This window comes from Sphingobacterium sp. UBA7253, assembly GCF_002472745.1.
Lineage (GTDB): Bacteria > Bacteroidota > Bacteroidia > Sphingobacteriales > Sphingobacteriaceae > Sphingobacterium > Sphingobacterium siyangense.
The window spans coordinates 1-13,343 of record NZ_DKSP01000192.1; the positions used below are offsets into that span (position 1 = coordinate 1).

Below are 13,343 nucleotides of genomic sequence, written 5' to 3' on the forward strand. Positions count from 1 at the left end.
TAATTTATAGAGGAAAGATACAGAATATAACCTGTATAAAAATGACTTTGATAACAGCTGTTTGTAAAATTTGTCATTTTGAAATGCAATCATGGATACTGTTGCAATAATGACTCCTGAATAGGTGAATAACAGGAGTAAAATATAGCGATATGCGGACAGTCATTCGGATAATTTCCGAAGCTGTATCCTATGATTATAATTGTATTTAAAGGCAAATTTATCTAAGTTTGCGCTATGTCTGAAAAAATGAATTGGAAAGATTTGCTCTCTGCAAAGCGCTGGGGTTACGAAGATCGGAGCGTAGATAGTTACCTTGTGGCCCGGTCGGAATTTCAACGGGATTATGATCGTTTGATCTTTTCATCCCCATTTCGGAGATTACAGAATAAGACGCAGGTTTTTCCACTTCCTGGTGCTGTATTCGTGCACAATAGATTGACACATAGTTTAGAAGTTGCCAGTGTGGGACGCTCTTTGGGGCGTATGTTTTATGCGCAGCTGAAAGAGGAAAATCCAAACCTGGATAATGATTACCCCTTTCTGCAAGAAGTCGGAAATATTATCTCGGCGGCATGTCTTTCACATGACTTGGGCAACCCAGCCTTTGGCCACTCGGGTGAATCCGCCATATCTACGTATTTCACAGATGGAGATGGACGTAAATACCAAGAGCAGGTCACAGCCGAAGAATGGGCAGATCTGACCCACTTTGAAGGAAATGCAAATGCCCTGCGGATTTTGACGCATGCCTTCCAGGGCAAGGATCCCAAAGGTTTTGCATTGACCTATACTTCGCTGGCTTCCATTGTAAAATACCCCTGTTTGGCAATTGATGGCCACCTTAAGAAGAGCCATCACCGCAAGAAATATGGCTTTTTTACAGAAGAACAAAAGGCGTTTGAGAAGGTTGCCAATGAATTGGGACTATTAAAAGATCCCTCTAATCCAAAGGGCTATCTGAGACATCCCCTGGTTTATCTCGTGGAGGCTGCAGATGATATCTGTTACAATATTATTGACTTAGAAGATGCTCATCATCTTAAAATATTGTCCTATCAGGAAGTCGAAGAATTACTATTGCCACTATGTGGTAAAGAAAATCTTCGTGACAGACTCGATGGATTGCTGGATACCCCAAGCCGCGTAGCATTGTTACGTGCCAAAGCGATCAATACCTTGATTAAAGGATGTGTTGATGTCTTTGTACGTGAGCAGGACAAGTTTCTGTCAGGAACTTTCGCATCAGCGTTGATGGATGCCCTAGATGAAGATATTGTTACACAAATGAACAAAATCTCGAAGATTTCCATTGCAAAAATCTATAATGCACCCACAGTTGTACAGATTGAGATTGCTGGCTACCGGGTGATGGATGCCCTATTGAAAGAATTTGTTCCGGCATACCTGAAGAAGAACAAGAACAATTACGATAAAAAGCTAGTTGCGTTAATTCCTGAACAATTTTATACGGACAAACAAGATTCGTATTCGAAAATTCGTTGTGTATTGGATTTTGTTTCAGGTATGACTGATGTTTATGCGATAGAGCTGTATCGTAAAATCAAAGGAATAACGATACCATCCATAGAATAGGGACGTTTAAGGTAAAGGGTTAAAACATCAATATTAAATTGAGACTAGCTGTAATACCCTCGGGCATTACAGCTAGTCTCGGATCGAAAATCTAACATCTCATATCTAAAATGAAGGTTGTAATTGCTGAAAAGCCCTCCGTGGCGCGTGATCTAGCTCGAGTGATGGGGGCGAAGGAAGTCAAAGACGGTTATATCGCCGGCAATGGCTATGCTTTTACGTATGCTTTTGGTCATTTGGTTCAACTCTGTACGCCACAGGCTTACGGATACAATTCGTGGACAATCTCGAACTTGCCGATCATTCCACCAACATTTAAGCTGGAGTCGAAGAAGGTGAAACGTGATGGCAAGCAGATGGATGATAGCGGAGCAGTTAAGCAACTCAACACCATAAAATCCCTTTTAGAACAGGCCGAAGAAATCATTGTGGCTACCGATGCTGGACGGGAAGGGGAGTTGATCTTTCGTAATATATACTATTTTTTGGGTTCTAAAGTTCCTTTTAAACGTCTTTGGATATCGAGTCAAACAGATAAGGCCATTAAAGAAGGATTTGCCAATCTGAAAGCAGGTGCGGAATACGATAGCCTATATATGTCTGCCCGCTCACGTTCGGAATCAGATTGGCTCATCGGTATCAATGCGACGCAGGCCATCACCTTGGCGGCGGGAAATAAAGGATTACTTTCTTTGGGCCGTGTACAGACGCCAACTTTGGCCATGATTTGTTCACGCTATCTGGAAAACAAAGATTTTAAACCCCAGGCATTTTATAAAATCCAGGCCGGGTTTGAAAAAGACAATATCAGTTTTAAGGCAACCTCCAATAAGATCGATAAAAAGGATGTTGCCGAGCAAACCATTGCGCGATTGACCGTTGGTTCCAATGCCCGTGTGGCAAAGGTGGAAGCCAAAGAAACAAAAGAACAGCCACCCTTGCTATTTGATTTGACATCGCTGCAACAGGATGCAAATAAAAAATATGGTTATTCGGCAGATCAGACACTGAGTATTGCGCAAACACTTTACGAAAAGAAGGTCATCACTTATCCGCGTACGGGCTCCCGTTACATCGGTGAGGATGTTTTTGAAGAAATTGGCGCACTTTTTCAACATTTAGCAGATACCGCAGATGAATCCATCGCGTCTATTGCAAAAAATCTGATCGGCGCAAAATTGAACAAACGTTCTGTCGATGACAAAAAGGTAACTGATCACCATGCCTTGTTGGTGACGGATGAAAAGCCGGGGCCCATGCTCAAAGAGCAACAGAACGTTTACAATATGATTGCCAAGCGTATGGTGGAAAGTTTCTCGGAAGTTTGTATAAAAGATATTACCACCGTGACAATTGATGCGCAGGGAGTTGAACTTATCGCCAAAGGTACTGTGATCAAGCAATACGGCTGGCGTCTTTCCGCGGAGCAGATCGAAGCGCCTGATGAAGATAAAAACAATGACGATCAGGATAACGAAAATGCGCAATTACCGAAGCTATTAGCCGAGGAATTATTGCAGATTCTGACCCTCGAACTTGCCGAACGTTTTACCAAAGCAAGACCCATACATACCGAAGCTTCGTTATTGAAGGCCATGGAAACCTCGGGAAAGGAAATTGAAGACGATGAGATGCGACAGGCTATGAAGGACTGTGGACTTGGTACACCTGCTACGCGTGCTGCAACCATCGAAACACTTTTCCAACGTGATTATATTAAGCGCGACAAGAAAAAACTGATTCCAACGGAAAAGGGGCTTGCGGTATACAATCTTGTAAAAGATCGTTCCATTGCCAAAGTAACTTTGACCGGTAAATGGGAGCAGAAGCTGGAGGAAATGCGGGCCAATAAGGTGTCTTATGATGTTTTTATGAAACATATTAAGGACTATACGGCCAAAATCACAAAAGAATTGTTGACACTGCGGATTTCTCTCGCACAAGAGGAAGTTAAACCTCAACAAAAAGGAAAGATAAAATGTCCGAAATGTGAGAAGGGATTGATTTTGCTCTACGATAAAGTGGCCCAGTGCGACCATTATGCCCGTGGATGTGATTTTAAGATCTGGCGGACATTAAATGGTATCTTTCTGGACGAAAAAGAGATGAAGAACCTGCTGGAGAAAGGAAAAACCTCCGAGTTTAAAGGCGTAAAAAATAACGAGGGCGCTATTGTCACTGCGCCGCTTGTATTTGAAAATTTCAAGGTTAACGTGGGATAATGGTTTACCCCACGTATTTATCTTTTCGGTTTTTATCCCCGCTGCAAAATATCCTGCAAAGCAGTTGAAATCGTTGGAAACTTGAAGGTAAATCCACTGTTCTCCAACCTTTCAGGTAATACCCAACGGCTTTTTAAAAGCAGCTCTGTCTCCGTGCCAATTAAAGCCGCACCTATTTCCAGTAGCCATTTTGGAGATGGTAGGCCAATTTTACGGTTCATTACCTGTCGAAAAGTTGCCATAAAAGTCTTATTCGTAATCGGGTTGGGTGCCGCACAATTTATGATACCGGCGATGTCATCACGACCCTGTAAGAATAAAATGATTTGAAATAGATCTTCAATATGAATCCAGCTAAAATATTGCTGACCATTTCCCTGTATTCCACCGAGGCCAGTACGAACGAGGTTTTTAAAAGGAAGGATGACCCCTCCATCTGCGCCCAAAACTATCGCCATCCGAAGCGCCACCTGTCTTGTCTTTTCCGATTTGAAGTCGAAAAAGGTTTTTTCCCATAATGTTGCAACATCAACGGAAAAACCTGTTCCGATCTCCCCCGAATTTTCTGTCATTGGACGATCTTCGGCGTGACGATAGATGGTGGCGGTACTCGCGTTTAGCCATAGCTTTGGTGGATTGGTACAGCCTGCTGTGAGCTCGCCGAGAAGCGTAGTCGTTGCTGTTCGTGAGGAAAATATTTCGGCCTTATTTTTTTCGTTATACCGACAGTTGACAGATTTTCCGGCTAGATTGATTAGCATCGCTGCATTTTCCAGTGAATCGGAAATAGCGGATCGATCGGTCCAAAGGATATTGCCCGGCCGACGGCCAATGATGATCACCTGATAGCCTAATGTACGAAATCTCTCGGAAAGATATTGTCCAACAAAACCTGTTCCTCCAGCGATGACTATTTTATTCATGGCAAGTGTATTTACAGTCTGTTTTAATTATGCATTGAAGGTTGTATCCATGTTTCTTCGTTGTTTTGCAATCCGTTTGCCTCTAAAGAAGAGAAACATATTAAGAAAGAGCATTACACCAAGATATATGCTAAATCCACCGATTTTATAACTCAGGCGCTCAATAAGTTCCTGAATGCTCGGCTTGTACAGGCTGATTTCAAGTATGTAGAGTGCAAATCCCAAATTCATGAGGTAGAATCCAATGCGAAATAAATTATTCGTCGCATGGGCTACCTCCGGCCTACCGGCAAAGATATCATTCATGTAAACAATGCTATTTTTAAAAAGCACGTAGGCAACATAATAGGTTAATCCTATTGCAATGGGTAAGTAGATAAAGTACCCGATAACTGTTAAATTTCCCATGATATTAATGTTTAATGGTTAATGAATTCTTTTTTTTTGCGAAGAAGTAAATACTGAGCATATTGAAGTAATGTAACCCAACAAGGACAAAAAGTAATCGTCCTGTTTTAAAGGCAATGCTGCAGATCATTTCATCAAATGATTCAATTTGTCGCCAATAACTAAACTGCAGGATTGCATAGCCGATGTTGAGTAGGTAATATCCAAGCAGCAATAGATTATTTGTCGTATCGGCCAAGTTGACCTCCTGGCGGAAAAGCGATAGGATGAAAATCCGGCCATTTTTATGGAATAACCGACCGACCCAAAGAATAATATAACAGGTGAGCAGGCCGTAGATTGCGTACGCTAGGATATTGAAGTTCATGACGCTACATCATTAGTTTGATCAATTTGATTAATAAATCTCCACCGCTTGTATTGAAAATCTTGTTGGCAATAGTTTCGAGTTGATCCGTCAGATTTTGGATGTCCTTTACCGTTTTATGGAACTCCTTACCTTCTGCAGTCTGGTCCTTTTCGGTATTCTGGCTTATATCCTTTAGAATATCCATTACGGGGTCAAGCTCTTTCTGCTTACGCATCACTGCAATTTTCATCGCCCATTTTAAGACCTCTTTCTCTGCGACGAAATATTCCTTTCGATCACCAGCAATATGTTTTTTGTAGACAATACCATAATCGATCAATTGCCGGATACTCATATTGGCATTCCCGCGGGAGATCACTAACTTTTCCATAATCTCATCTGTAGACATGGGATTGCTTGCAGAAAGGAGTAGGGCATGAACCTGAGCAACAGATTTGTTGATCCCCCATTCAGAACCTAATGCGCCCCAGGTGTCTATGAACTGTTGTTTTGCTTCTTGTAATTCCATCGTGCTTTTATTTTGCCAATACCTCAATTTATTTTTATCGGACTATTGAACCGATCGGCTTTCCCATCCTTTTTGTGATTGCCTATATCAAAGGTATTTAAAGTTTTTGAATTTTCAATAATTTCTGAAAATAAAATAAGTTTAAGAATGCAAGTCACCATATCGTAATAAGAATTTGCTTTTCTTGCGGACTTTTCGATTTGTTTTAACTTTGCCAGCATTATGGCGACAACTTTGTATAATCCATTCAAACAATTTCAGTTTGATTCAGATATTTGTTTTTTAACAGGGAATAAGCTTCAGTCGGAAGAAGAATCCATTCAGGTGTTTCCTGTATGGATGATGAAATCTTTTCAATTGGAAGATAAACCTTTTAAAATGCTGGATGAGAATCTGGTTACTTACAAATCGTTGAAACTACCGTGTTCCATGGCTGCAGCCGAAGCTATTGAGCAAATGGAGCGTGCGGTAGAACAGTCGTTTGAACAAGGCTATGAAGCCGTCAAACAGCTGGATCCATTACTATTGTTTCAATGGATGACAAAAATCATCTATGGGGTGGTTTTTAATGAAATTCTTGCGGGAATTCAGCAGCAAAAAGCTTCTGGTGAAGATATGAACTTTTCTCAGGCGCTTGCACAGCGTTTTACGAATCTACATGCGATGTTACAGTCTCTGGTTGTACCGATGGAGTTTGAAAATACATTCCCATTTTCATTGGTTGTTGTACCTGTTGAGAATGCACCGGATACATTTATGTATCGTGATGAAATCAATACATTGATCTTCTCGATCCGTATGAAGGACTTTGCTGTAGTTGCCTGTCTTCAAGATAATGCGACAAACAATATTTATCACGAAGATATTCTCAAAGTCATTGCGGGCAAAACATTACACCCGATCCAGTTTGAAGAATTGTGTGCACGCTATTTTTATTCAGCCTACTTATTTAATCGTCTGCCAGATTATACCTATCTAAACACCCCGCAAAAAGTCTATGTTGAACCTATGCCATTAGCGGATATGTCGATGAAACCTATCTTTGATCATTGGCAAAATAAGACTTATGGCCAAGTTTTGGAAAATTTTTGGAAACCTTGGGGATTGACTTTATTCGAGATTATTAAAAATCCGGAGCATCCGATCAGTTTTCTTGTTGATGAAACAGGGGCGTTTAATGCAGAGGTTGCTATGCCGCTCAATTAGTCCGGAGGATTTAAAGCAATAAATTATCTTATACAAGCGTTAAATGGTACGATTATGGATAGGATAGATTATGTATTTAACTGGATTTAAGACTTTTTTTTCAATTCTACTTTTTATGGTATTGTGTACTTCTGCAAGTGCACAAGTGATTGCTAAACGGGATATTCCTGCAGACAGTATTGCACAGAACGTTGATGATTTTCCCTATTTCAAGGGCGGGGTGGTGGCCTGGTCCAGATTTTTGCAAAATAACCTGGATTTGTCGGGAACAATCAGGGCAATGGACAGTGTGGCCTATGCAAAATATGGATCTCGGCAGACGGCAATTCTGAAATTTATTGTTTGTGAAGATGGAGCGATCTGTAATATTGAAATCGAGAATCCCGATAAAGTGAGTCCCGAGTTTGCAAAGGCTGTGTTGTCTGCTATGCGCAGATCGCCACAATGGATGCCGGGACAGGTCAAAGGAAAACCAGTTAAAACAAGATTTAGACAGCCTGTAGTAGCTGTAATTGAATAAATTTGAATAGAAAATAATCGCTAAAATTTTCACCATTTATAAGATAATATGTCATTTTGGGATAAAGTCAAAAAAATTATGAGCGGCGAAGAGGAAGAATCTCCGTCCGAAAAAAAAGATACAGAAATTACTGCTGGAGGGTCTACGGTCTACCGTTATGAAGATCAATCTGATGATAAGGATCCAAAAAACCTATTTCCGGAGGTACAATGTGTTTATCTGGATGAAATCGAGGAGCATTTGACCAAATATATTGCCGAACCCGATATGGTGTTCCATGAAATTATCTCCGAACTTGTTCATATCGATGTGCATTGGATTAAACCAAGTGCAAACTATCCATTCCATATATTGGTTACTTCAGGCATGAGTGATTTGGCTATGCATGTTCCAGATGAAGTGGAAAACAAAGAGTCTTATGAACGGGCGGAGCTGATGGTCGTGTTGCCCGCAGATTGGAAGATCGGAGAAGAGGAATTTCAGGATGACAACAATTATTGGCCGGTCTACTTTTTGAAAAGATTAGCGCGGTTTCCACATGAGTACAAAACCTGGTTGGGATATGGGCATACCATTCCCAATGGGATGGAAGCCGAGGATATTGCAAATACAGGTTTCGGTTGTATGTTGCTGCTTCCACCTATGCTAAGTTTTGATGAGGAATTTTTGGAGTTAAAGACCAAAGATGGTAATCTGATCAATTTTTATGCAATGATCCCTGTATATAAAGAAGAGATGGATTACAAACTTGAAGAGGGTACAGATGCACTCTTAGACCTGTTTGATGAGTATGGAATTTCAGAACTGGTCGATATTGACCGTCCCAATGTATGTAGAGATAGATAGTTTATAAAAAAATAAGCAATACTATAGGCTACATTGAAGCTTTTTAGCATTGCTTATTTTTTAGGAAATACTCTTTTCTATAATTGCTATCGTTTTATTGATATCCTCATAACTCACATTAAGGTGCGGTCTAAAACGTATACTTTTCTCTCCACAGCCTAACATAATCAGTTTATTTGCATAGGCATTTTTGATAAATTCATTGCGTGCAGCTTCCGATGTGAAATCCAATGCAACGAATAAACCCTCTCCTCGTAAATTGGACAGCTGCGGTTTTTTCACTAGCAGTTCCTGGAGCTTATCTTGTAGATAGTGCCCTTTTTCTGCTGCATTTTGAACGAGATTTTCTTGTTCTATGACTTCAAGAATTAATTTAAAGCGGAGCATATCCATAAAATCACCACCAAATGTTGAATTGATACGACTGGACTCTTTAAAGACATGATGTTCCACCTGATCAAATTTTTCCTTACTCGCCAGTATACCACATACCTGTGCTTTTTTGCCGAAGGCAATGATATCGGGAATTACGTTGTAATGTTGGTAAGCCCACATTTTCCCCGTAATGCCCAATCCGGTCTGTACTTCGTCAAAAATCAATAGGATCTGATTTTCATCACAGATTTGACGAAGCTGTACGAAAAATTCCTTTCGAAAATGGTTGTCGCCACCTTCGCCCTGTATCGGTTCAATAATGATACAGGCGATATCGTTGGGGTTGGCGGCAAGGGCTTGGCGTATTTCTGAGACAGCCTTTTCCTCCAAAGTAATGGTCTGCTCAATATGTTCGCTTGTTAAGGGGTAGCTCAACTTCGGATTGGTAATGCGTGGCCAGTTGAACTTTGGAAAATAAAGGTATTTTCTGGGGTCTTGTGTATTTGTTAAGGACAGGGTATAACCGGATCTGCCATGAAAAGCCTGTTTAAAGTGAATGACCTGGCTGGCTTCCTTTTGTATTCCCTGTGAAAAATTAAGCCTTGTTTTCCAGTCAAAGGCAGCTTTTAAAGCATTTTCCACGGCGAGTGTTCCGCCTGATATGAAAAAGGCATAGGAGAGTTCTTTCGGTATGGCTACGCGGTCAAAAGTGTCGACAAAATCAGCAAACTCTTTTGGGTAAATATCAGACATGGCTGGCTTATTGACGGCCATTTTGCCTAAGAAGTCACGTTGTTCGACCAAATGTGGATGATTGTAACCCACGGCCATAGAAGCAAACATACTGAACATATCGAGGTATTCATCCCCATTTTCATCCACGACATAAGAACCATGGGATTTTTCCATATCCATAACCAAAGGAAATCCATCGGCCAATATATGTTTGCTTAATCTTTCATGTACGTTGCTCATAATTTTGTGTGTAAATGGTTTATAAATCAAATTTGATACCTTGTGCCAAAGGTAGGTCAGTCGTATAATTGATGGTATTTGTCTGACGGCGCATATAGGCTTTCCAGGCATCTGACCCAGATTCCCGACCTCCGCCAGTCTCCTTTTCGCCTCCAAAAGCACCTCCGATTTCGGCTCCTGATGTGCCGATATTGACGTTGGCGATACCGCAATCAGAGCCAGCAGCACTCAGAAATAGCTCGGCTTCCCTTAGGTTGTTCGTCATGACGGCAGAAGACAATCCCTGTGCGACGCTGTTTTGTAGGTCTATGGCCGCACTGATATCTCCCTTGTATTTGATTAAGTAAAGAATAGGGGCAAAGGTCTCATGCTGTACGATTTCATAATGATTTTCGACTTCGGCAATAACAGGCTGTACATAACAGCCACTTTCATAGCCCTTGCCTTCAAGTACCTTTCCCTTGATCAGCATTTTTCCCCCCTGTGTTTTAATTTTGTCCAGTGCGTTTAAGTATGATTTTACGGCGGCTTTGTCAATCAATGGTCCTACATGATTTTTCGTGTCCAAAGGGTCACCAATTTTTAACTGACCATAAGCTTTGGTCAGTTGTTTTTTGACATTGTCATAAATGTGCTCATGGATAATAAGTCTTCGGGTGCTTGTACAGCGTTGTCCGGCTGTACCTACGGCACCAAATACAGCACCGATGATGGTCATTTTTAAGTCTGCGTCTGGAGTAACGATGATTGCATTGTTTCCACCGAGTTCCAAAAGTGTTTTACCGAGGCGTTGTGCTACGGCGACGGCGACTTCTTTTCCCATGCGCGTGGATCCTGTTGCAGAAATCAAAGCGATGCGGTTGTCTGCCGAAAGCCACTCGCCAACTTCTCTGTCGCCCATGACGAGGTTGGATATTCCCTCGGGCAGCCCGTTGCTGTGTAGGATTTCTGCAAGTAATTTTTGGCAAGCTATGGCACATAGCGGTGTTTTTTCGCTGGGTTTCCAGACGACAGTGTTGCCGCAGACCAGTGCGAGGGCGGTGTTCCATGCCCATACCGCCACCGGAAAGTTAAATGCTGTAATAATACCTACAACGCCCAAAGGATGATATTGGTCGTACATGCGGTGCCCGGGGCGTTCCGAATGGATGGTGTTACCATACAGTTGGCGAGATAGGCCTAACGCGAAGTCGCAGATATCGATCATCTCTTGCACTTCCCCCATGCCTTCTTGGTAAGATTTACCCATTTCATAGGAAACTAATTTTCCGAGAATGGGTTTAAGTTCACGGAGCTTGTCACCCAATTGGCGAACGATATCTCCTCTTTTTGGGGCAGGTAGTAGGCGCCATTGTAAAAAAGCATCTCCGGCTTGCTTAATGACCGCTTCGTAGTCCTGACGATTGCTGCCTTTTATTTTTGCGATGAGCTTTCCATCGACAGGTGAAAAGGATTCGAATTCTTTACCCTCGGAAAACCATTGTTGTCCAGTTGATGATCCTAAATTCTGAGAAGATATTCCAAGTGTTTTAAGCGCTGCTTTTATCATAATGGTTTATTTTATTCGTGGATTAGTTTAAATATATGAAATAAATTTTTTAATGACAAGTTTGTGCTGAATATTGTTCAGTGGAAAATAATCGTTATCTTAGATAAGCTAATGTAGACTATATCATGATCAAACAAATTAATATCGATTATTACCAGGTGGACGATTTATTGTCCGAAGAACATAAACTGATACGGCAGTCTGTCCGTGATTTTGTGAACACAGAGATTAAGCCTTTCATTGAAGACGCGGCGCAGGAGCACCGTGCTATTGCGGGATTGATGCCTAAATTGGGAGCAATTGGAGCTTTAGGGCCTTATATTCCTGCTGAATATGGCGGGGCGGGATTGGATCAGATTTCCTATGGCTTGATTATGCAGGAATTGGAAGCCGGTGATTCGGCAATTCGTTCGGCGGCATCGGTGCAATCCTCTTTGGTGATGTTTCCGATTTATACCTATGGTAGCGAGGAGCAGCGTCGTAAATATTTGCCGCGGTTAGCATCGGGCGAGTTGGTCGGTTCTTTTGGGCTTACTGAGCCTAATCATGGATCTGATCCGGGGGGAATGGAAACGAAATTGACGGCAAAAGGAGATGGTTTTTTATTGAATGGAGCCAAAATGTGGATTACAAATTCGCCTGTCTGCGATATTGCTGTCGTTTGGGCACGAGATGAGGCCGGAAAGGTGCGGGGAGTAATTGTTGAACGTGGAATGGCTGGTTTTGAAACGCCAGAGACCCTGCATAAATGGTCTTTGCGCGCTTCCAAAACAGGGGAATTGGTTTTTCATGATGTTTATATCCCTGCGGAAAATGTGCTTCCTGCTGTAAATTCAATGCGTGGACCGCTTTCCTGTTTGAATTCGGCCCGCTATGGAATTTCATGGGGAGTGATCGGAGCAGCAATAGACTGTTATGAAACTGCGGTTCAATACGCTTTGGAGCGACATCAGTTTGATAAACCAATTGCTGGTTTTCAATTGCAGCAAAAGAAGCTAGCGGAATTTCTGACGGAAATTACCAAGGCGCAGTTGTTGTCGTGGCGTTTAGGGCAGCTCAAAAATGAGGGACGTGCTACTCCACAGCAAATCTCCATGGCAAAGCGGAACAATGTGAATATGGCGCTGCAGATTGCGCGTGAATCCAGGCAGATCCTTGGCGGAATGGGGATAGTGGGTGATTTTCCTATTATGCGGCATATGATGAACCTAGAGTCTGTAGTTACCTATGAAGGGACACATGATATTCATTTATTAATCACGGGACAAGATATTACGGGGCTGAACGCTTTTTCGTAATGTAAACTTTTGTTGCGGAACGGAGCTTTTAGGCTTATGTATCCTATGCTAGTCCGAGTGTTTGTTGTTTTTTGGTTATTCTTTGTTATTTCTAGGGCAGGGGGTCGGATCCAGTTCGACTTGTTTTCGGCTGCGGTGCGACTCATGTTTGACTCTGAAAGAGCCTGGACAGGGTTTAGATAGGTCTTAGGTTCGCCCTGTGAGCAAGGTGTGTCTATCGTGAGCGGGTTCTGTCTCCATGTCGGGGTCGGACGGAACACGGACTCAACACGGACAAAACACGGAGTCAGTGCAAATCTTCCCCGAACATGGCACGAAGCCTGTGGAGAGCGGAACAGGAGGTTCCCCCAGATCCTGCGCGGCAGCCGGAGGCCTACCTCCGAGCAGACCCCTAGTTACCCTCTCGATAAAAATAATTCTGAACTTCTTATTCTTTAGTTTAGCTTTTGTTTATACTTAGCTTAGCATTAAGTTAGGTTTTGATTAGCTTATACCTATACTATACCTAAACTAACCCTAACTAAACCCTAAACTAACCCTAAGTAAA

At 42.0% G+C, this 13,343-nt stretch carries 12 protein-coding genes; 6 read left to right on the forward strand and 6 right to left on the reverse strand.

Annotated elements, in window-relative coordinates; genetic code table 11:
• Positions 1-237 precede the first annotated feature (237 nt).
• A complete protein-coding gene (locus tag B2X72_RS19300; protein WP_075990930.1) occupies positions 238-1,596 on the forward strand; it encodes a deoxyguanosinetriphosphate triphosphohydrolase in 1,359 nt (452 codons plus the stop codon).
• A gap of 110 nt (positions 1,597-1,706) precedes the next feature.
• The gene (locus tag B2X72_RS19305; protein WP_088160130.1) at positions 1,707-3,818 is read left to right on the forward strand and encodes a type IA DNA topoisomerase; all 2,112 of its coding nucleotides are present in this window, start codon (positions 1,707-1,709) and stop codon (positions 3,816-3,818) included.
• A gap of 32 nt (positions 3,819-3,850) precedes the next feature.
• Here the strand turns inward: B2X72_RS19305 and B2X72_RS19310 are convergent, their stop codons facing one another.
• Genes B2X72_RS19310 through B2X72_RS19325 form a run of 4 tightly spaced genes read right to left on the reverse strand, consistent with a single transcriptional unit; the run spans position 3,851 to position 6,027 of the window.
• Positions 3,851-4,741 carry a TIGR01777 family oxidoreductase gene (locus B2X72_RS19310; RefSeq protein WP_286851129.1) on the reverse strand — a complete coding sequence of 297 codons (891 nt, stop codon included), beginning with the start codon at positions 4,739-4,741 and terminating at the stop codon, positions 3,851-3,853.
• A 27-nt stretch (positions 4,742-4,768) separates the two neighbouring features.
• Positions 4,769-5,149, reverse strand: coding sequence for a hypothetical protein (locus tag B2X72_RS19315; protein WP_075990933.1), 381 nt, complete (start codon positions 5,147-5,149; stop codon positions 4,769-4,771).
• Positions 5,150-5,153: 4 nt separating this feature from the next.
• Positions 5,154-5,516 carry a hypothetical protein gene (locus B2X72_RS19320; RefSeq protein WP_088160132.1) on the reverse strand — a complete coding sequence of 121 codons (363 nt, stop codon included), beginning with the start codon at positions 5,514-5,516 and terminating at the stop codon, positions 5,154-5,156.
• A 4-nt stretch (positions 5,517-5,520) separates the two neighbouring features.
• On the reverse strand, positions 5,521-6,027 hold the full coding sequence (locus B2X72_RS19325) for a GbsR/MarR family transcriptional regulator (RefSeq protein ID WP_075990935.1): 507 nt from the start codon (positions 6,025-6,027) through the stop codon (positions 5,521-5,523).
• A 222-nt stretch (positions 6,028-6,249) separates the two neighbouring features.
• On the opposite strand from B2X72_RS19325, the gene B2X72_RS19330 reads away from it, so the two are divergent.
• From B2X72_RS19330 to B2X72_RS19340, 3 genes are all read left to right on the forward strand, one after another.
• Positions 6,250-7,233, forward strand: a complete 984-nt coding sequence (locus B2X72_RS19330) for a hypothetical protein (RefSeq protein ID WP_088160133.1) — start codon at positions 6,250-6,252, stop codon at positions 7,231-7,233.
• Between the two features lie 70 nt (positions 7,234-7,303).
• Entirely contained in the window at positions 7,304-7,753 is a 450-nt protein-coding gene (locus B2X72_RS19335; protein WP_153848132.1) for an energy transducer TonB, read from the forward strand.
• A 78-nt stretch (positions 7,754-7,831) separates the two neighbouring features.
• Positions 7,832-8,599, forward strand: coding sequence for a suppressor of fused domain protein (locus B2X72_RS19340; protein ID WP_198386028.1), 768 nt, complete (start codon positions 7,832-7,834; stop codon positions 8,597-8,599).
• Positions 8,600-8,659: 60 nt separating this feature from the next.
• Here B2X72_RS19340 and lat read toward each other — a convergent pair whose 3' ends face one another.
• Together lat and B2X72_RS19350 are read right to left on the reverse strand one after the other, a co-directional pair.
• Entirely contained in the window at positions 8,660-9,949 is a 1,290-nt protein-coding gene (gene lat, locus B2X72_RS19345; RefSeq protein ID WP_286851131.1) for an L-lysine 6-transaminase, read from the reverse strand.
• Between the two features lie 19 nt (positions 9,950-9,968).
• Positions 9,969-11,498 (reverse strand): aldehyde dehydrogenase family protein, encoded by a 1,530-nt coding sequence (locus B2X72_RS19350; RefSeq protein WP_075990941.1) that lies wholly within the window; start codon positions 11,496-11,498, stop codon positions 9,969-9,971.
• Positions 11,499-11,623: 125 nt separating this feature from the next.
• Here B2X72_RS19350 and B2X72_RS19355 point away from each other — a divergent pair, with 125 nt between their 5' ends.
• Positions 11,624-12,796 (forward strand): acyl-CoA dehydrogenase family protein, encoded by a 1,173-nt coding sequence (locus B2X72_RS19355; RefSeq protein ID WP_088160138.1) that lies wholly within the window; start codon positions 11,624-11,626, stop codon positions 12,794-12,796.
• Positions 12,797-13,343: the final 547 nt, after the last annotated feature.

Excerpts from the sequence above, each read along its gene's own strand:
- B2X72_RS19300 (WP_075990930.1), top strand. The coding sequence starts at position 238 with ATGTCTGAAAAAATGAATTGGAAAGATTTGCTCTCTGCAAAGCGCTGG.
- B2X72_RS19305 (WP_088160130.1), top strand. The coding sequence starts at position 1,707 with ATGAAGGTTGTAATTGCTGAAAAGCCCTCCGTGGCGCGTGATCTAGCT.
- B2X72_RS19310 (WP_286851129.1), bottom strand. The coding sequence starts at position 4,741 with ATGAATAAAATAGTCATCGCTGGAGGAACAGGTTTTGTTGGACAATAT.
- B2X72_RS19315 (WP_075990933.1), bottom strand. The coding sequence starts at position 5,149 with ATGGGAAATTTAACAGTTATCGGGTACTTTATCTACTTACCCATTGCA.
- B2X72_RS19320 (WP_088160132.1), bottom strand. The coding sequence starts at position 5,516 with ATGAACTTCAATATCCTAGCGTACGCAATCTACGGCCTGCTCACCTGT.
- B2X72_RS19325 (WP_075990935.1), bottom strand. The coding sequence starts at position 6,027 with ATGGAATTACAAGAAGCAAAACAACAGTTCATAGACACCTGGGGCGCA.
- B2X72_RS19330 (WP_088160133.1), top strand. The coding sequence starts at position 6,250 with ATGGCGACAACTTTGTATAATCCATTCAAACAATTTCAGTTTGATTCA.
- B2X72_RS19335 (WP_153848132.1), top strand. The coding sequence starts at position 7,304 with ATGTATTTAACTGGATTTAAGACTTTTTTTTCAATTCTACTTTTTATG.
- B2X72_RS19340 (WP_198386028.1), top strand. The coding sequence starts at position 7,832 with ATGAGCGGCGAAGAGGAAGAATCTCCGTCCGAAAAAAAAGATACAGAA.
- lat (WP_286851131.1), bottom strand. The coding sequence starts at position 9,949 with ATGAGCAACGTACATGAAAGATTAAGCAAACATATATTGGCCGATGGA.
- B2X72_RS19350 (WP_075990941.1), bottom strand. The coding sequence starts at position 11,498 with ATGATAAAAGCAGCGCTTAAAACACTTGGAATATCTTCTCAGAATTTA.
- B2X72_RS19355 (WP_088160138.1), top strand. The coding sequence starts at position 11,624 with ATGATCAAACAAATTAATATCGATTATTACCAGGTGGACGATTTATTG.